Source organism: Ensifer sp. GW101-20A05 (genome assembly GCF_059424735.1).
Window position 1 is genome coordinate 20120 of sequence record NZ_JBWKZT010000012.1, and the last position, 17980, is coordinate 38099.

At 61.3% G+C, this 17980-nt stretch carries 20 protein-coding genes and 2 tRNA genes; 7 read left to right on the forward strand and 15 right to left on the reverse strand.

The features are described from left to right. Positions 1-183: 183 nt before the first annotated feature. Positions 184-498: a quaternary ammonium compound efflux SMR transporter SugE gene (sugE, locus tag AC070A_RS24890; RefSeq protein ID WP_093232347.1), complete on the forward strand. Its 315-nt coding sequence runs from the start codon at positions 184-186 to the stop codon at positions 496-498. A 144-nt stretch (positions 499-642) separates the two neighbouring features. On the opposite strand, the gene AC070A_RS24895 is transcribed toward sugE, so the two are convergent. From AC070A_RS24895 to AC070A_RS24935, 9 genes are all read right to left on the reverse strand, one after another. After that, positions 643-1428: an ATP12 family chaperone protein gene (locus AC070A_RS24895; protein WP_093232348.1), complete on the reverse strand. Its 786-nt coding sequence runs from the start codon at positions 1426-1428 to the stop codon at positions 643-645. After that, entirely contained in the window at positions 1421-2086 is a 666-nt protein-coding gene (locus tag AC070A_RS24900; RefSeq protein ID WP_058329557.1) for an HAD-IA family hydrolase, read from the reverse strand. Before AC070A_RS24900 ends, AC070A_RS24895 begins: the two co-directional genes overlap by 8 nt. Beyond that, entirely contained in the window at positions 2086-3078 is a 993-nt protein-coding gene (locus AC070A_RS24905; protein WP_057255592.1) for an RluA family pseudouridine synthase, read from the reverse strand. The genes AC070A_RS24900 and AC070A_RS24905 overlap by 1 nt, the downstream gene beginning before the upstream one ends. 212 nt (positions 3079-3290) lie before the next feature. Next, the gene (gene crcB, locus AC070A_RS24910; protein ID WP_058329555.1) at positions 3291-3668 is read right to left on the reverse strand and encodes a fluoride efflux transporter CrcB; all 378 of its coding nucleotides are present in this window, start codon (positions 3666-3668) and stop codon (positions 3291-3293) included. Positions 3669-3692: 24 nt separating this feature from the next. After that, positions 3693-4526, reverse strand: coding sequence for an S-formylglutathione hydrolase (fghA, locus tag AC070A_RS24915; RefSeq protein ID WP_113737751.1), 834 nt, complete (start codon positions 4524-4526; stop codon positions 3693-3695). Positions 4527-4550: 24 nt separating this feature from the next. After that, complete coding sequence (locus AC070A_RS24920) at positions 4551-5201, reverse strand: DUF1345 domain-containing protein (RefSeq protein ID WP_058329553.1); 651 nt, start codon at positions 5199-5201, stop codon at positions 4551-4553. Between the two features lie 43 nt (positions 5202-5244). After that, positions 5245-5685: a YaiI/YqxD family protein gene (locus AC070A_RS24925; RefSeq protein ID WP_113478810.1), complete on the reverse strand. Its 441-nt coding sequence runs from the start codon at positions 5683-5685 to the stop codon at positions 5245-5247. Positions 5686-5883: 198 nt separating this feature from the next. Next, positions 5884-7011, reverse strand: coding sequence for an S-(hydroxymethyl)glutathione dehydrogenase/class III alcohol dehydrogenase (locus AC070A_RS24930; protein WP_218373835.1), 1128 nt, complete (start codon positions 7009-7011; stop codon positions 5884-5886). Positions 7012-7080: 69 nt separating this feature from the next. Further along, on the reverse strand, positions 7081-7479 hold the full coding sequence (locus AC070A_RS24935; protein ID WP_057255598.1) for a helix-turn-helix domain-containing protein: 399 nt from the start codon (positions 7477-7479) through the stop codon (positions 7081-7083). Positions 7480-7724: 245 nt separating this feature from the next. Between AC070A_RS24935 and AC070A_RS24940 the strand changes: the two genes are divergently transcribed. After that, entirely contained in the window at positions 7725-8663 is a 939-nt protein-coding gene (locus tag AC070A_RS24940) for a DMT family transporter (RefSeq protein WP_246806038.1), read from the forward strand. Positions 8664-8669: 6 nt separating this feature from the next. On the opposite strand, the gene lipB is transcribed toward AC070A_RS24940, so the two are convergent. Then, positions 8670-9389, reverse strand: a complete 720-nt coding sequence (gene lipB / locus AC070A_RS24945; RefSeq protein ID WP_112947128.1) for a lipoyl(octanoyl) transferase LipB — start codon at positions 9387-9389, stop codon at positions 8670-8672. Positions 9390-9583: 194 nt separating this feature from the next. Here lipB and AC070A_RS24950 point away from each other — a divergent pair. The 3 genes from AC070A_RS24950 to acmB all read left to right on the forward strand — a co-directional run bounded on the left by AC070A_RS24950 (position 9584) and on the right by acmB (position 11654). Next, positions 9584-9668 (forward strand) — tRNA-Leu (locus tag AC070A_RS24950). Positions 9669-10059: 391 nt separating this feature from the next. Next, positions 10060-10144: transfer RNA gene (locus AC070A_RS24955), tRNA-Leu, on the forward strand. A gap of 325 nt (positions 10145-10469) precedes the next feature. Then, positions 10470-11654 (forward strand): methyl acetate hydrolase AcmB, encoded by a 1185-nt coding sequence (gene acmB, locus AC070A_RS24960; protein WP_113736695.1) that lies wholly within the window; start codon positions 10470-10472, stop codon positions 11652-11654. An 85-nt stretch (positions 11655-11739) separates the two neighbouring features. Here the strand turns inward: acmB and AC070A_RS24965 are convergent, their stop codons facing one another. Next, positions 11740-12009, reverse strand: a complete 270-nt coding sequence (locus AC070A_RS24965; protein WP_057255602.1) for a hypothetical protein — start codon at positions 12007-12009, stop codon at positions 11740-11742. Positions 12010-12060: 51 nt separating this feature from the next. Beyond that, positions 12061-12570 carry a peptide deformylase gene (locus AC070A_RS24970; RefSeq protein ID WP_113736696.1) on the reverse strand — a complete coding sequence of 170 codons (510 nt, stop codon included), beginning with the start codon at positions 12568-12570 and terminating at the stop codon, positions 12061-12063. Positions 12571-12959: 389 nt separating this feature from the next. On the opposite strand from AC070A_RS24970, the gene mgtE reads away from it, so the two are divergent. Next, complete coding sequence (gene mgtE, locus AC070A_RS24975; protein WP_057255604.1) at positions 12960-14381, forward strand: magnesium transporter; 1422 nt, start codon at positions 12960-12962, stop codon at positions 14379-14381. A 175-nt stretch (positions 14382-14556) separates the two neighbouring features. Beyond that, positions 14557-14943, forward strand: a complete 387-nt coding sequence (locus AC070A_RS24980) for a MerR family transcriptional regulator (RefSeq protein WP_057255605.1) — start codon at positions 14557-14559, stop codon at positions 14941-14943. A gap of 86 nt (positions 14944-15029) precedes the next feature. On the opposite strand, the gene AC070A_RS24985 is transcribed toward AC070A_RS24980, so the two are convergent. The 3 genes from AC070A_RS24985 to AC070A_RS24995 all read right to left on the reverse strand — a co-directional run bounded on the left by AC070A_RS24985 (position 15030) and on the right by AC070A_RS24995 (position 17340). After that, entirely contained in the window at positions 15030-15503 is a 474-nt protein-coding gene (locus AC070A_RS24985; protein ID WP_057255606.1) for a methyltransferase family protein, read from the reverse strand. Positions 15504-15506: 3 nt separating this feature from the next. Beyond that, positions 15507-16517, reverse strand: a complete 1011-nt coding sequence (locus tag AC070A_RS24990; protein ID WP_113736697.1) for a heparan-alpha-glucosaminide N-acetyltransferase — start codon at positions 16515-16517, stop codon at positions 15507-15509. Between the two features lie 130 nt (positions 16518-16647). Then, positions 16648-17340: a DUF599 domain-containing protein gene (locus AC070A_RS24995; protein WP_058328549.1), complete on the reverse strand. Its 693-nt coding sequence runs from the start codon at positions 17338-17340 to the stop codon at positions 16648-16650. Positions 17341-17980 lie beyond the last annotated feature (640 nt).

Consider the following 17980-nt stretch of genomic DNA (forward strand, 5'->3'; position numbering starts at 1 on the left):
GGATTCAAGGAATGCGGCACGTGGCTTAGCCTTGCCACCGGTGCAAGGCTGATCTGCCCGTGGCTGCCTTGCCGTCGGAACCGGAGTGTGAGATAGAACCGGCATTGCAGACGGCTGCACGGTTCGCGAATTCGAAACCGAACATCCGCGGGGACGGCCTCGCTCCAGTATTAGGAGTTTGACATGGCCTGGTTCCTTCTTTTGGTTGCCGGTATCCTCGAAATCGGCTGGGCAATCGGTCTCAAATACACGGATGGCTTCACGCGCGTTACGCCGACGATCCTGACCGTCGGGTCGATGATCCTCAGCATCGCGCTGCTCGGCCTTGCCGTGCGCACCCTGCCGCTCGGCACGGCCTATGCGGTCTGGACGGGTATCGGTACGGTCGGTACCGTCATCCTCGGCATCTTCCTGTTTGCAGAGCCGGCGACCTTCGTCCGCCTCGGCTGCATCGCGCTCATCGTCAGCGGCATTGCCGGGCTGAAACTCGCCGCCTAACGCAGCGTAATACACTAACGTGGCGTTAGGTAAGCAGGGCGATCTTGCTCTGAAGCCGTAACCATAATTGCAAACGAAGCGGGCTGCTCGTCATGAAGGACGCGCAGCCCGCAATCGTATTCAGAGATGTTTCGCTGTCTCCGTTTACCGCAAGGCGTCCAGAACCGCAGCAGTCGCCAGCATTTCCTGCCAGCGGTTTTCGCGGCGGCGGAAGGCTTCCTCGTCGGTTCCCCAATGCTCGATCTGCCAGTCTTCGTCGACATGCGCGGCCGTCCAGGCCTCTTCGGCCGTGAACCTGCCGGAGGCGAAGGCAAGCGCCAGCAGGGCCGAACCCGTCAGGCTGGTCACCGTATGAACGCAGGTGAGCCCGAGCGGAGTGGCGAAAGCGCGCAGGCCCTCGGCATAGGCCGAAAGGGCTTCCTCCGGCTGCTCCTGATGGATCACGCCTTCGGCGAGGATGAAGCGGGCGCCGAGCGTTTGCCGCGCCCAGTCGAGCACCGGGTTCCAGATCTCGTTCTGGCGTGCGACCAGGCCTTCCGGGCTGTCGGCGCGATAGCAGATCATGTCGGTTCCGGCGAAGCGCAGGATGTCGTCGAACACCGAGCGCTGGTCTTTCGCAACACCATCGAGCGCCGTGTTGACGATGCGGGTGACCGGCATTCGGGCGGGATCGATGACCTCGGCCTGTGCCTCCCATTCGGCGGCCAGCATATCGGCAAGCTTGCGTGTCGGCACGGCAAGCGGTTGCTTTGCTGGCGTGCGCACCGTGCGGCCGTCGAGCAGCACGGCGTGGGTGTCGCCTTCCGCCGCAGCGACGCTGACCGCCTTGTAGAAGCGCTTCGGCAGCGGCTTCAGCATCTGAATCTGTGCGCGGCGGACCGGATCCTCGTGGCTCATCGCACCGCTGAGCTCGTCGCGAATATCAGGCATGATTGTGTTCCATCCATTCAATGATGTCTGCCGGCGTCTGCGCAACGAAATCGGCACCCGCCTCGATGAGATCGGGAACGGACGCATAGCCCCAGGCTACGCCGATGGCGGCGGCTCCCGCGGCCTTGGCCATTTGCATGTCGTAGATCGCGTCGCCGATGACGACCGTATCCTTCGCATCGATGCCCGCTTCCGAACAGCACTCCGTCACCATCGCCGGGTGCGGCTTGGAAGGGCAGTCGTCGGCGGTGCGCGAAACGAAGAAGATATTGTCGAAACCGTGGGTTTCGGAGATGTGAGTGAGGCCGCGCCGAGACTTGCCGGTGACGGCGCCGATCAGCAGCGCGTCCCGCGACGAGAGCGTCTGCATCATGTCGGCGATGCCCGGAAACAAAAGCTCCTGGAAGCCGGCTTCGCTGCGCACGCCTGCGAAGATCGACTTGTAGTGCGCAGTCATCGCCAGTGCCAGGTCGTCGACGTGCTCGCGGCCAAGCAGGCGGGCAATGGCGATGTCGAGTGTCAGGCCGATGATGCCCTTGGTTGCTGAAAGCGGCGGGCGCTCGCGATCGAATGCCTCGAAGGTGCGCGCCATCACCTCATGGATCAGCCCGCCGCTATCGACCAGCGTCCCGTCGCAATCGAAAAGCGCCAGTTTCATCAGTCGTCCTCGCCCGGCTCGTTCTCTTCAAAGCCCAGTAGGTTCCAGCTTTGGACCATGTGCGGCGGCAGCGGCGCGGTCACGCGCAGGCGACCGCCGTCCGGATGCGGGATATCGATATGGCGCGCGTGCAGATGCAGACGGTTCTGCATGCCGCCGGGCAGGCTCCAGTTGATATCGGCGTCGAAATACTTCGGGTCGCCGAGGATCGGGTGACCGATATGCAAGGCATGCACGCGCAACTGATGGGTACGGCCGGTATAGGGCTCCATCTCGAGCCAGGCGAGGTTCTGTGCCGCTTGCTCACGAATTCGGTAGTAGGAAATCGCGTGGTCGGCACCGTCCTCGCCATGCTTGGCGATGCGCATGCGGTCGCCGTCCGGCGTCTGTTCTTTGACCAGCCAGGTCGAGATCCGGTCTTCGCGCTTGCGCGGCACGCCTTTCACCAGCGCCCAATAGGTCTTCTTGGTGTCGCGCTCTCGGAAGGCGGCCGTCAGCTTCTGGGCGGCGCCACGCGTACGGGCAATGACCAGAACACCTGAGGTGTCACGGTCGAGGCGGTGCACCAGACGGGGCTTTTCGCCACGCTGATTGGTCCAGGCCTCGAGCATCTTGTCGATGTGACGGTTGACGCCGGAGCCGCCTTGCACGGCAAGCCCGGCCGGCTTGTTCAGCACGATCACCTTCGCGTCCTCATGCAGCACCATCCGCGACAGCAATTCTCCGTCGGGCGAGTGGCGAAGGTCGCGGCCGGCGATCGGGCCTGTCTTCGTCTCCTTCGCATCGACGCCAAGGGGAGGGATGCGCACCGTCTGGCCCGGCTGTAGGCGCGTGTCGGACTTGACGCGGCCGCCGTCGACACGGATCTGGCCCGAACGCAAAAGCTTCTGCAGCGGACCGAAACCCAGCCCCGGAAAATGCACTTTGAACCAGCGGTCAAGGCGCATGCCTGCCTCGTCACCGTCCACTTGCCTGTGTTCTATGCCTGCCATTTGAGCGAACCTGCTTTCTGTTCCTGCAGCGTCGCGCGTCAATCTGAAGCTCTTACGTTGGGATGGACGTAAGAAAACGCTTCAGGTGCGCAAGGGCTGCCGCAATCCTTTAACGGCTGCATGACAATGCCCCTGAAGCGATGACGGTTGAAGAGCAATGCAGCAACGCACCGCGTTTCCCTCAGGCTACGCAGCGCTCGTAGAAGCAGCCTTTAGACTATTGCGCGCATCAGAGCCAGCCCGCTGAAGACCGCAAGGAGCGAAAGCGCGACGCTGGCAACGACATAGATGACGGAAAGCATGACATCACCACGCTCGAAGAGCGTGATCGCATCCAGCGAAAAGGCGGAAAAGGTGGTGTAGCCGCCGAGAACCCCGGTGATGAGGAACACGCGCATTTCCGGCGACGCGCCAAACTTGCGCATGATCGCCTCTGCCAGCACGCCGATCAGGAACGAGCCGGTGATATTGACGCCGAGTGTGCCCCACGGGAAGCCCGCCCCGAGGCGATGGACGGTCCAGAGGCCGACAAGGTAGCGCAAGATCGAGCCGATCGCGCCGCCGGCTCCAACGAGAAGGAGGTGGGTCATCAGTCGCTCCGGGACAAAATCGGCCTAGGCCAGCCGTACGGCATGCCACTTCAGGTGATCGTCCATGAAGGTGGAGATGAAGTAGTAGGAGTGGTCGTAGCGCTCATGCATGCGCAGCGTCAGATCGATGCCGGTTCCCTTGACCGCATCCTCGAACAGCCACGGGCGCAGGCCGTTTTCGAGAAAGCTGTCCGCCTTGCCCTGGTCGATCAGAAATTCCGGGAAGCGCGCACCGTCCTTGACGAGGGCGCAGGCATCATATTGGCGCCAGGCGGCGCGGTCTGTGCCGAGATACTTTTCGAAGGCGCCGACCGACCAGTCGGCGGTCGAGGGCTCGACGATCGGCGCGAAAGCCGAGCAGCTCTTGAAGCGATCCGGGTGTTTGAGCGCAATGGTCATGGCGCCGTGGCCGCCCATGGAATGGCCGAAAATGCCCTGGCGGCTCATGTCCATGCGGAAGTGCTGGCTGACGAAAGCGGGCAGTTCTTCGGTGATGTAGCTGTACATCTGGTAGTGCTCGGCCCAGGGCTTCTCGGTGGCGTCGACATAGAAACCCGCGCCCTTGCCCATCTGCCAGTTCGTCAGTTCGTCTGGCACGTCGGCGCCGCGCGGGCTGGTGTCGGGGCAAACGATGATAAGCCCGAGTTCGGCGGCCATGCGCCGGTATTCGCCTTTCTCCATGACGTTCGCGTGCGTGCAGGTGAGGCCGGACAAGTACCAGAGCACTGGTCTCGGTTCCTTGATCGCCTGCGGCGGCACGAAGACGGCAAAGGTCATCTCGCCCTTGCAAGCCTCGGAATCGTGCGAAAAGACGCCCTGCATGCCGCCGAAAGCGGTGTGTTGCGAGAGGACCTTCATGAAATGCTCCTTGGGTAATGATGCTCAGCCGGCAAGCTGCACGGCCGCGTTGACGGCGGCGGCGACGAGCACGGTGTTGAAGAAGAAAGAAACGACGGCATGCATCAGATTGATGCGCCGCATGGCTGTTGTGGTGATGGCGACGTCTGAGGTCTGCGCGGTCATACCGATGACGAAGGAAAAGTAGAGGAAATCAAAACCGCCGGGCTCGGGTGTCTCGGGAAAGTCGAGGCCACGTGCAGGCTCCGGCGTCTTCGCATCCGCGGAAGGCACCCAGTATATGTGCGCATAATGCATCGCGGCCATCATATGGATCGTCGCCCAGCCGAGCACGACCGAGGCAAAGGCGAGGCCGAGCGCGAGTGCGGATCCTGTTTGCTGGGCGTTGAGCGCAAAGAACAGAGAGATGAGCGAGCTCGCAGCCGCACCGAATGTCACGAGGAGGATAACGAACTCGGGCTCGTCGGTGTTTCTGGCATGGGTCTTCAGGTGCCGCCCGGTCATCATCCGCAATCGCCGCCAGCACATGACGAGATAGACGCAGAAGAAGGTGATCGCAGCGCCTTCAAGTGCGAAGCGTCGCGCAACGAACCAGAGGACGGGCACGCTTGCGAGCGCGCATAGAATGGCGGTGTAGAAGGGCCAGTGCCTGAGCTTCGTCGTCGTCGCTGTCATCCAGATACCCCTGCGATCTGCAGCGGAAGCGGCTGCCGCACCGTCACTTTTTCGCCTGCCGTGCGAGTCGGTCAAGCGTTTCGAGGAAGGCGGATCGATCGCGCGGCGTGAAGGCGGCGTTGTAGCCCTTGCTCTCGCCGGTTTCACGCAAATGCTGCCCAAGATCGCGCATCGCCGAAGCCATGCCGATATTGCCCTTGTCGAAGATGCGTCCGGAAGGGCCGGTAACCAACGCGCCGGCAGCAACGCAACGCACGGCCAGCGGTACATCGGCGGTGACGACAACATCGCCCTCCTGCGCCCGTTCCGCGATCCAGTTGTCGGCCGCATCGAAACCCGCCGAGACGATGACGTTGTGTACCGTCGGGTCGCGCGAGGGGCGCAGGCCGGAATTGGCGACGAAAGTCACCTCTATTCCATGGCGTTCGGCCACCTTCAGGATTTCCGCCTTCACCGGGCAGGCATCGGCATCGACATAGATCATCTTGAATCAGTTTCTCAACGGGACTGAAAAGGCGCCGGAAATCAATCGACTCCGACGCCGTTCTGAATTGGATTGTGAAGCAATTCCAGGAAAAGTGCGAAGCGGTTTTCCGTCCGGAATTGCGTCGTTCAGGTTGTGAAGCAATTCCAGGAAAAGTGCGAAGCGATTTTCCCGGAATTGCGCCATTGCCAGCTTAGCTTAGTAAAGAACGACCGAACGGATGCTTTCGCCGGAATGCATCAGCTCGAAGCCCTTGTTGATGTCTTCGAGGGCCATGGTGTGGGTGATCATCGGATCGATCTCGATCTTGCCCTCCATGTACCAGTCGACGATCTTCGGCACGTCGGTGCGGCCACGCGCGCCGCCGAAGGCCGTGCCCATCCAGCTGCGGCCGGTGACGAGCTGGAACGGCCGGGTGGAGATCTCCTGGCCGGCGCCGGCGACGCCGATGACGACGGACTTGCCCCAGCCGCGATGCGAGGCTTCGAGCGCCTGGCGCATCACCTTGGTGTTGCCGGTGCAGTCGAAGGTGTAGTCGGCGCCGCCGATCTGGTCGGCCCCACGCTTGGTCATGTTGACGAGGTAGGGAACGATGTCGTCGCCGACCTCCTTCGGATTGACGAAGTGGGTCATGCCGAAGCGTTCGCCCCAGGCCTTCTTGTCGTTGTTGAGGTCGACGCCGATGATCATGTCGGCGCCGGCAAGACGCAGGCCCTGGATGACGTTGAGGCCGATGCCGCCGAGACCGAAGACGATCGCGGTCGCGCCCATCTCGACCTTCGCCGTGTTGATGACCGCACCGATGCCGGTGGTGACGCCGCAGCCGATGTAGCAGATCTTGTCGAACGGCGCGTCCGGGTTGACCTTGGCAACGGCGATCTCCGGCAGAACCGTGTAGTTGGCGAAGGTCGAGCAGCCCATGTAGTGATGGATCTTGTCCTTGCCGATCGAGAAGCGCGAGGTGCCGTCGGGCATCAGGCCCTGGCCCTGGGTCGAGCGGATCGCGGTGCAGAGATTGGTCTTGCGCGACAGGCACGACGGGCAGGAGCGGCACTCGGGCGTGTAGAGCGGAATGACGTGATCGCCCTTCTTCACCGAGGTGACGCCCGGGCCGACGTCGACGACGATGCCGGCGCCCTCATGGCCGAGGATGGCCGGGAACAGGCCTTCCGGATCGGCGCCGGACAGCGTGAAGTCGTCCGTGTGGCAGATGCCGGTGGCCTTGACCTCGATCAGCACTTCGCCGGCCTTTGGGCCTTCGAGTTGAACCGTCATGACCTCGAGCGGCTTGCCTGCCTGAACGGCAATGGCGGCACGTACATCCATCTATTTTCTCCCTAGGACAAAAATGGTTTCGGGCCGCCAGGGCGGCGGCCCGTTGGAATCGACAATAAGCTAACGAATGTTCTGTTGAACGCGATTGAGTTCCATCTCAAGTGCGGCGATGGCCTTGCCGGTCTGTTCGTGCAGCTTCTTGACCAGGGCAAGCTGCTCGCGAAGGCCGTCGCGCTCGTCATCGACCGCGTCCGAATCCGGCGCCTTGCCGAGGCCGGCGATCAGCCAGGCCGGGGTAACGCCCAGCACGCCGGCAAGCATGAAGAGCCGGTTCGTCCGGGGTTCGGCGCGGTCGCGCTCCCAGGCGGCGACCGTTTCAGCGCGGACTCCGAGTTGGTCTGCCAGGTCCTTGGTGCTGATGTTGGCGGCGTCGCGCGCCCTCCAGATGCGTCCTCCCAGCGTATCACCGTCGCTGGTGTCGCGCAGGCGGGCAATCATCGTTTCGGTGGACAAGCGCATGGATATCTCCTTTGCCACGGTTACGTTCAAAGGTCCCGGAGAGACGGCAGGAAGCCGCTTTTGACTTCCGGGGCGGAAGATGGTCCTGAGCTTATAGGCATTCGGCCAGCGAGGGACCACCCCGAAGCGCCAAAAACACCGTCAATTGCGGCTAAGGCGCGGATAGTTCGGCCTCCGGCGCATCCTCGGCCGTTGAAAACCGTAGCCTAGGCTCTAATGTGCGGCGGCCAACCGGAGCTTGCCCCATGACCGATGCCCGAACCGCGGCTGCCGAGCCTGCCGATACCGTGATGCAAGGCGTCGCCATCATGCTCTTTGCGATGGTCATCCTGCCCGGCATGGACGTGATCGCGAAGTATATGGCCGTCTACGAAGGCATGTCGCCCGGCCAGGTGACCTTCTACCGGTTCTTCTTCCAGCTGGTGGCGACGTTGCCGATGCTGCTTGGCGCCGGCGGCCTGCGGGCGCTGAAGCCGAAGCGTCCCTGGGCCAATCTGCTGCGCGGCGTGCTGCTGGCGACCGCGGCCTTGTTCTTCTTCATTTCCGTGAAGTACATGCCGCTGGCAGATACCTTTGCCATCTATTTCGTCGAACCCTTCATCCTGACCTGCCTTTCGGCGGTGTTCCTGAAGGAGAAGGTCGGCTGGCGACGCTGGCTTGCCATCGTCGTCGGTTTCGGTGGGGCGATGATCGTCATCCAGCCGAGTTTCGCGGCTTTCGGCGTGACGGCTTTGCTGCCGGTGGCCTGCGCCTTCGTCTTTGCCTGCTACCTGCTTCTCAATCGCGCGGTCGGTACCGGAGACTCGCCGCTGACGATGCAGACCATCGCTGGCATCGGCGGCACATTGATGATGGCGCTGGTGATCCTGGTCGGCAACGGCATGGGCAGCCCCGATTTCGTGCCGTCCTTGCCCAAATCGGCGCTTGGCTGGACGCTGGTGGTTATCCTCGGGGCGCTCTCCGGCTACGGCCATCTGCTGGTCGTCAAAGCCTTCAGAGCGGCACCTGTCTCCTTGTTGGCGCCATTCCACTATTTCGAGATCGTCACGGCGACGGCGCTCGGCTATCTCATCTTCGGAGACTTCCCGTCGCTCTCCAAATGGCTCGGCATCGCCATCATCGTCGGGTCCGGCTTGTTCATCATCTGGCGCGAGCGGCAGGCCGGCCGGCGGGCGGCCGCTTGAGCGATATCACGCCCCGTCGTTCTTCGTCGGCCCGAATACGGTCTCGAAGGCCTCGCGCAGCCGGATGTCGACATCCGGCATCATGACCGGTAGGCCGAGGTCGACCAGGCTTGTTACGCCGTAGCCGCGAATACCGCAGGGCACGATGCCGCCGAAATGGTCGAGATCCGGATCGACGTTCAGTGCGAAGCCGTGGAAGCTTACCCATTTGCGCAGGCGTATGCCGATCGCGGCAATCTTGTCTTCCGCCACCGAACCGTCGGGCAGGGCGGGCTTTTCCGGGCGGCGAACCCAGACGCCGACCCGGTCTTCGCGGCGCTCACCTCTCACATTCATCGAGTCGAGCGTGGAGATCACGACGCTTTCCAGCGCAGCGACGAAGGCGCGGACGTCCTGTTTTCGGCGCTTGAGATCGAGCATGACATAAACGACTCGCTGACCCGGCCCGTGATAGGTGTATTCACCGCCGCGACCCGTCGAGAACACCGGAAAGCGATCCGGCATCACCAGGTCAGCAACATCGGCGCTGGTGCCGGCTGTGTATAGCGGCGGATGTTCGACGAGCCAGACGAGTTCGTCCGCGGTGCCGGCGGCGATCGCGGCAGCCTCCTGCTCCATCAACTCGACTGCCTGTGGATAATCCACCAGATCAGAGGCAATCCGCCAGCGAACCGGGGGTGATTCCGGGGGGGCGAACATGGTCTGGCTCAGATTCTCACGCTGCATTCGGTCGGCATTCCTGTTTTTCAGAGCTTGTAAATGGGATGGCGTGTGACAAGAGTCCAGCGTTTCCAACGCTTCCCCAGCGGGCTGTTGAAATAGTTTCATTTCCCGTCAAATTTCTGTCGTCATCCCCTTGTGCCCCCCAGGGGCTTTTGCTACATGCAGCCCCGTCGACGCAGGTCGGCATCTACCACGATGCGGTCGTGGCGGAATTGGTAGACGCGCAGCGTTGAGGTCGCTGTGGGGCAACCCGTGGAAGTTCGAGTCTTCTCGACCGCACCAAAAAAACCCGGCTTTGGCCGGGTTTTTTGTTTTTTATCCTGCCCCTGGCGAACACGGCATGCTGCGCGGAATCGCATCGCCGACACATCCTTTCGCGGCACGTTTCCAATCTAGAGTAGGCGTTTGGCACGGTGGGAAGGAACTCGCTCTCCTTGCTGGCGATTGGCCGAAGACGAACGGGATCCCGCCCCCCAGCAATCGGTCTCGGCGCGGTGCCCGACAAAGTGCGCGCGCCTGGTGCGCGGAAAGGCGACCTGGCCGCTTCGCCCGCAATGCGAAGGCCGCTGAAGTTCTGTCGTGATCTCCCGAATTGTGCACAGCCATCTCTTGTGCACTGCGGGGGCTTTTGCTACATGCAGCCCCGCTGGCGCAGGTCGGCATCTACCACGATGCGGTCGTGGCGGAATTGGTAGACGCGCAGCGTTGAGGTCGCTGTGGGGCAACCCGTGGAAGTTCGAGTCTTCTCGACCGCACCAAAACCGGCTTCGGCCGGTTTTTTCGTTTTTATCTCCAACGCTTAGGTCTTGAGCCCACCGCGCGGCTCAGCCTCGGGCCGAAGCTGCAAGCCCGCAAACCTCAATACATCTTCCGACCGCACTTCGGCGTGCATAGCGCTTGCCGCCGCGGAAAAAGAGTGAACGAGCACCGCCACGTTGCAGGCGAAATGGCTTGGAATGTTATTTGGTGCTAACCTTGGCGCGGTATTCCAGAACGAGGGCCGGGCTGGAAGCAGTTTTCTGGGCGCGGCGGTGGCTGGGCGACCTGCACCGATGACGAAGCCTGTTTGCTTGGGAGGTTCCTTTGGGCGGCGATCTCAGGGCTGTTGCAGATGCAATCCTCAATACCGCCGTCAGCGCCGCGGATGGCGTGCCCGGCGTCGTCGCGATTGCCACAGATAGACGGGGCGACATCTACACGGGTGCAGCCGGAAAGCGAGCATTGGGTGGCGATTCGGACATGACCGCCGACAGCGTCTTCGGGCTCTTCTCGATGACGAAAGCGATCACCGGCACTGCCTGCCTGCAACTGGTCGAAGAGGGCAGGCTCGATCTCGATGCTCCAGCCAAGCGATACGCTCCCGAGATTGGCAAGCTGCAGGTGATCGATGGCTTTGATTCCTCCGGGAACCCGAAGCTCCGCCCGCCCAAGCGGGATATCACGACGCGCATGCTGCTTTTGCATACGGCTGGCTTTGGATACGACTTCTTCAATGAGACCTACGCCAAGTTGGCCCGGCAGCATGGGCAGCCGAGCGTGATCACGAGCTCCTATGCGTCCATCCGCACCCCATTGCTGTTCGACCCAGGCGACGACTGGGAATATGGAAGCAACCTGGACTGGGCCGGACAGGTGGTGGAGGGCATAGCCGGTAAGCGATTGGGCGAGGTGATGATCGAGCGAATCCTTCAGCCGCTCGGCATGGACGATACCGGTTTTGCATTGACCCCAGCGATGGCCTCACGCGTGGTCACGCTGCATCAGCGGGACGATGCAGGGCGATTGCAGCCGGTGCCCGATTTCCGGTTCCCCCAGGAACCCGAGGTCCAAATGGGTGGGCATGGCCTCTACTCGACAGCTACCGATTACTCAAAATTTATTCGCATGTGGCTCAACGACGGGGTGGCACCCGGCGGCCGCGTGCTGAAACCCGAAACCGTCGAAATGGCGGAAAAGAATGGCCTCGGAGAAAAGAAGATCAAAAAGCTTCCCGGGGTGATACCGAGCCTTTCGCACGACGTCGAATTTTTCCCCGGAATGCCGAAATCCTGGGGGCTTAGCTTCATGATCAATGATGAAGCCGCGCCGACAGGCCGACCGGCCGGCGCGCTGGCCTGGGCTGGGCTTGCAAACCTCTATTACTGGATAGACCGCCAAAATGGTCTCGGCGGCCTCTGGGCGACGCAGATATTGCCCTTCGTCGACCCGGCCTCGATCGGGGGCTACCTTGACTTCGAAACGGCGGTCTACTCCGCCTTTCCAAGGTAGTCGGCCGAAACATTTGATTGCACACGCCAAGCCTGGGTCGCTTGCACCGCGCGCCGCGCGCTTGCCCCGCCCTGCGTCCACGTCGTCAGCTGTTGCCTTGCGGTCCGCTCTGGTCCATGCGGCGGCGGATAAGCTTGAAGCTGTGATCGGGCTGAACCTCATAGGTTTCGTAGACCATCTGCCCTTCATACATGAAACGGTGCTGAACCATGGTGCCGGGAGCGGCCTGCGTCTTTCTTTTGCTGGCGTTTTCGCCGTAGGTCAGGCTCTCGGGCAGGGGCTCAAGACTCTGTTGGGCACTGTTGCAACCGGCGAGGGCCAGGAGGCCGATGACTGCAAGATATGTTGGCTTCATTGTTCGATCCTTGGTGAACTGGGAGGCATTTGATGCTGTCGGCGGGAAGTCCTAGACGCGCGTTTGTTCCCTTGTCAGCTTTTCGAATTTCTTGATCGCCCGATCGCGTTTCAGGCGCGAGAGGCGTTGGGTCCAGAAAATACCGTCGAGCTGGTCGATCTCGTGTTGCAGGCAAATGGCCATCAGCCCTTCGGCTTCCTCTTCGACCTCTTCGCCCGAAAGGCTTTGATAGCGAACACGGACGGTCTGCGGTCGCTCGATGTCCTCCGAAACCCCAGGCATCGATACACTGCCTTCAGCATGTTTCATGACTTCGGCGGAGTTCCAGACAATCTCTGGATTGATGTAAATCCTGACGCCGCTCTCCCGGTCGAGCTCGATCACCGTCACCCTTTGCAGGACACCGACATGCGGAGCGGTGATGCCGATACCCGGTGCCGCTCGCATCGTGTCGAGCAGGTCGTCCGCAAGGGCTTCGAGCGCCGCATCAAAGTGGGTAACGGTGTCCGCCTTCTGGCTCAGTAAGGGACTGGGAAAACGGACAATGGGACGGATCGCCATCAGATGTTCCTCGGCTGCAGCGTTTGCGGCGCCGTGCGTCCCGTTGAGGAGCGCAAGGGGCGCCGTAAACCTTGGGCTGCTGTTTCGTTCTCTGATATCGATTCCGGTTCCAGGGAACGAAGAGAAGTGCTAGCCGATCGCGCGATCGATGTCGACAGTGTCGAGATGCAGCCGGTTTCTCATGTATTTGCAACAGCTTGAATAAATCTGTTATCGCCGCGCACAGGGTGCTATCTGTGCTGTGGACCTCGGCGGGGCTTTGCGCTAGCAGGGCTGTAGGACCCAACTTCCGGAGCACGGCAGCGGAAGAGGCACCAACCGTCAGTGACGCATTCTTTCCGGTCCGTATGATGGAGCACCGGAAAGCAGCAATCGTTTCGAGGGCGCCCATGAGCAATATCGGCGACGACGACAGCGGTATCGAAGACGTCAAGACCTTTGACGGCTCGGACATCTATGCCGACGACGGTTCGGTCCGTTCCGATTTCCTCATGCATGTCGGGGCCGCGATCGCCGATCGCGATACGATCTATCTGCGCCAGCACGTCGCCGGCCTGCATTCGTCGGAACTCGGCGACCTGCTTGAAGCGATCCAGCCTGACCAGCGCCTGGCGCTGGTCTCACTGCTCGGCAAGGAATTCGACCTTTCGGCACTGACCGAGGTCGACGAGGCCATCCGTCTCGATATCGTCGAGCATCTGCCGAACGAGCAGATCGCCGAGGCCATCGGCGAAATGGACTCGGACGACGCCGTCTACATTCTCGAGGACCTCGACCAGGAAGATCAGGACGAGATCCTGGCGAAGCTTCCCTTTACGGAACGAGTTCGCCTTCGCCGCTCGCTCGACTATCCGGAGAGCACGGCCGGCCGGCGCATGCAGACCGAGTTCGTGGCGGTGCCGCCATTCTGGACCGTTGGCCAGACGATCGACTACATGCGCGAAGACGAGGACCTGCCCGAGAGCTTCACGCAGATCTTTGTCATCGACCCGACCTTCAAGCTGCTCGGTGCCATGGACCTCGACCGCATCCTCAGGACCAAGCGCTCGGTCAAGGTCGACGCGATCATGCATGACACGAGCCATGCGATTCCGGCCGAGATGGACCAGGAAGAGGCAGCGCAACTGTTTGAGCAATATGACCTTCTCTCCGCGGCGGTCGTCGATGACAATGGAAGGCTCGTCGGCGTGCTCACCATCGATGACGTCGTTGACGTCATTCAGGAAGAAGCGGAAGAAGACCTCTTGCGCTTGAGCGGTGTCGGCGATGAAGAGCTCTCGGACTCGGTTGCCGAGGCATCGCGCTCGCGCGTGCCGTGGCTGTTCATCAATTCGATGACGGCGTGCATGTCCGCCTCGGTCATCGGTCTGTTCGATGCGACCATTCAGCAGATCGTGGCGCTCGCCATTCTGATGCCGATTGTCGCCGGAATGGGCGGCAATGCCGGCTCGCAGACCATGACCGTTACCGTCCGCGCGCTTGCGACCCGCGGCCTCGACATTCACAACGCGCCGCGCATTATCCGGCGCGAAGCGGGCGTGGGGCTGTTGAACGGCATGATCTTCGGCACGCTGATCGGCCTGCTCGCCGGTCTCTGGTTTCAGGACCCGAACATCGGCGGTATCATCGCCACGGCCATGCTGATCAATATGATGGCCGCAGCACTTGGCGGCATCCTCGTCCCGCTCTGCCTGGACCGCTTCGGTGCCGATCCGGCCGTGTCTTCTGCCGTTTTCGTGACGGCCATCACCGACATAACCGGTTTCTTCAGTTTTCTCGGCATCGCCACGTGGTGGTTTCACGTTACGTGAGGTGAACGCCGTTGTTTGACTTTTACGTCAAGGTCAACGATAGTGTATACGCATTACAGCGCGCGCGTCTTCCATGACACGCTGAGATCGCTGTAACACTTTGACCTGCTGCATAATTTTGACCTTAAATCGATACCGATTTTAGGAACGATGCAGTAAATCATGGAATGGCAGCGTGAATAAATATTATAGCATCACCGAATTGACGCGGGAATTCGGCATTTCCACCCGAACGCTGCGGTTCTATGAGGACGAGGGCCTCATTCATCCTGAACGCCGTGGACGCACGCGCCTGTTCCGGCCTGCGGATCGGCGGCTGATCCAGGAAATTCTGCGTGGCCGGCGCATCGGCTTCACGATTGCCGAAATCCGCGAAATCATCCAGGTCTACAAGGATCCACCCGGCGAGATGGGCCAGCTTCGGCTCTTGATGAACCGTGTCGAGGAAAAGCGCGAGGAGCTTCGGCAGAAGCGCAAGGATATCGAAGACACGCTGGCAGAGCTCGACAATGTCGAGGAGGCTTGCCTGACGCGTCTCGCGGAGATCGGCGTCGGTACCTGAGCGGGCGGGCGTATTCTTAAAAGCGAAAGTTTCGAAGGGTGGCGTCCGCGCTGCCCTTTTTGGTTTTGGGCGTTACGGTCTTTTGGTCAGATCCAGCGGCTGGTGTGCCGACAATAACGCTCGAACTCGAAGCCGAAGCGCGACAGCAGATGCCGCTCTTCGTTGCGAATGGCAAAGACGGTCGTCAGCATCACCGCTGCGATCGCCGTGATGAAGAACCAAGGATTGAGCGTCGCCAGGCCGAAGCCGACCATCATCAGGGTGTAGCCGAGATAGATCGGGTTGCGTGTGAAGCGGAAGGGGCCGTAGGTGACGAGGCAGGTCGCCGACCGGTAGGGCATGACGGCCGTGTGCCGGTCGAGCAAGGTCTTGACTGCCCAGAGATCCAGCCAGATGGCGACGATGATCAGTGTGCCGCCGCTGATCCAGGGAAACCAGCTGTGTCCGTGTGCGACGGGGATGGGGGAATATCGCGCCAGAACAAGGGCCGCGAGCGTGGCGACGCCGTAGAGCAGGGCGGGCCACGGGAAATTCAGCGGCTTGGCACGATAGGCATTCATGTCCTAGTCCCCTGATTGCACGTCCATTGTGCACTGTCGCGCGATTCGCGCAATGCGTTCATCGGTGCTGACGTTGATCTCTCCCCTGTTCAGGCTGTCGAACAGGTTCTGTTGTACCAGAAGGTCGAGCGTACAGCCGCAGAAGGCCTCGCACGGCACGGCCGGGTTCCCCTGGTTGCAGGCCGCGACGCAATTGCTGCGGTAGGCTTGCTTGGGATCCGGCAATGTTGGCGGTGAAATCAGCGAGAAGAGATAGACCAGTCCGATGAGCACGGGCTGGTGAATGAGGTATATGGCCAGACTGTGACGGCCGCCGAAGACGAGCGGGCTCATCCACAGTTTGCCCTTGCCACCTGTGGACGGACGGCTTGCGAGGACCGCGACGAGCCGCGCATGGAAGAGCTTGGCTGCGGCAAGGCCGAAGAGGAAAGGCCCGAGCCACGGCAGCAGCGGCACATAGTCGTTGGAGCGCGGCAAGGTTTCCGACAGTCCGACCCACCAGAGCCAGGGTGCATCGAAGGCCGGCGAGCGCAAATAGAAGGGTGCCGCGATGGCTGCTGCCGCCGCAACAAGGGAAACGACGGCGGGAAGCCGCAGGAAGACAAGGCCGATCACGCTTGCCGCGGCGATCGCATGCAGGATGCCGAAGAAGATGAAGGTGTCCGGGAACGCGAAATAGGTCGCGGTCGTGATCAGCGCTGCCGCACCGGCGATTTTGGCAAAGCGCCGCATGAACGCGTCGAGGCGAAGCTTCGGCCATTGTCCGAGCACAAGGCTGTACCCGGCGAGAAACAGGAAGCTGCTGGCGATGAGCCGGGCAAAGATCTTCCAGCCGCCGGTGCCGGCGGTTCCCGCGGCGACGTAGCCGAAGAACTCGAGATCCCAGACGAAATGATAGGTAGCCATGGCGAGCAGTGCCACGCCGCGCGCGACGTCGATGAAGGCGAGCCGCCCCCGTGCGGCAGATTGAGCCGGTATCGGTGTCGTCGGTGAAGTCACATTGCTGTCGGACATGGGCATTCGCCATCCTGTGGGCGTGAAGAAGAGTGCCATGTTTGGCTTGTGCCAAACACGCGTCGTTGGCTGATGGTGGAAGTGGTCAGGCCTGGTCTGTTTCCGTTCAGCGCGATGGGCGCGCATGCTGTCAGGGCGTTGCGTCCGGCAGCAGCGCCGCGCGTGCCTCCGAGAAGAACTGCCTGCGGGTCAGCACAAAGATGACGAAGACGGTGAGCCCGACGAAGACATAGGGGCTGATGAACCAGCCGAGATATCCGATCGACAGGAAAATCGCCCGAAGCCCGGCGTTGAAGTGCTTGGCGGCCAGCACGTTCATGCGGATCGCCCGTTCGGCTGCCTTCTCCGCCGCCTGCAGGTCGCGTTGCATGTCGGCGGTCATTGGAATGCCGCCCATCAGGATCGAGCAATAGTTGAACAGCCGGTAGGACCAGCCGAACTTGAAGAAGGAATAGCCGAAGAGACAGGTGAGGCCACCGACCTTCAGCTCGAACGCGGTCCGACCGCCATGGAAGACATAGGGCATGTCCGCGAAGATCACTTGCACCTGTTCGGTTGCGCCGAGCAGAGCGAAGCAGCCACCGAGGGCGAAGATCGTCGTCGAGGCAAAGAAGGCGGTGCCGGCCTGCAGCCCCGCGATGATCTGCGTATCGATCATCTTCAGATCGCGGTTGAGCGAATTGCGGATCCAGCGGCCACGATGCTCGTTCATGAGGCGGGTGAGACTCACCCGCTTGAAGCCGCGCGTGCCGTCGGTCGCCCAGCTGAAACCCGCCCAAAGCAGGATAAACACGACAAGCGCTATGTAATCTTCGAAGGTCATACACGTGTTTTTGGCATGGCTTTTGGAAAATGCAAGGTGGCCGCGGCGGCGCGGGAATCGACGGCGCGTCAACTACTGTGATGAAATTGCGGCGGAATTTTTCTCCGCTCCCGCCGGCCAATTGCGCGGTTTTCACCAGCTTAGTGTACTGAGCGGCGAGGGCCTGACACCTTTCCGCCACATTTCCCCATTGCGCAGTAACACTTTCTTCAATATGCAAGGCCCCAGACGCGGGCACCCAATGTGCTGCTCGCGGCCGTTGAGAGTGTTTTCGGAGACATCATGGACAATACAATTCAGAAATCTTGCTGGGGCGTAACTGCACGCGCCGTGGCTGGTTTCGCTGGCGTTCTTGTTCTTGCTTATCTTTTCGGCGGCCTTTGATATCTGGTATCTAGAAAAGACCACTGATTGACGGCGCGGCTTCCCAAAAGCCGCGCCGTTTTTGATTCCAGGCAGCCAATCTCGACACCCCGGAGCCTTTGCGGGATGACAATGTCGCACGGATGGGATCGAATGTCGGTTGACCGCCTGACCGTCTGCTATGGGATCGCTTAGGCTTCGTTCCTATATTTGTTGCGGATTTCCTTAAATCGGTGCCGATCTGAGGATAAAATCGCGCAGTAAATATGAGGATAGC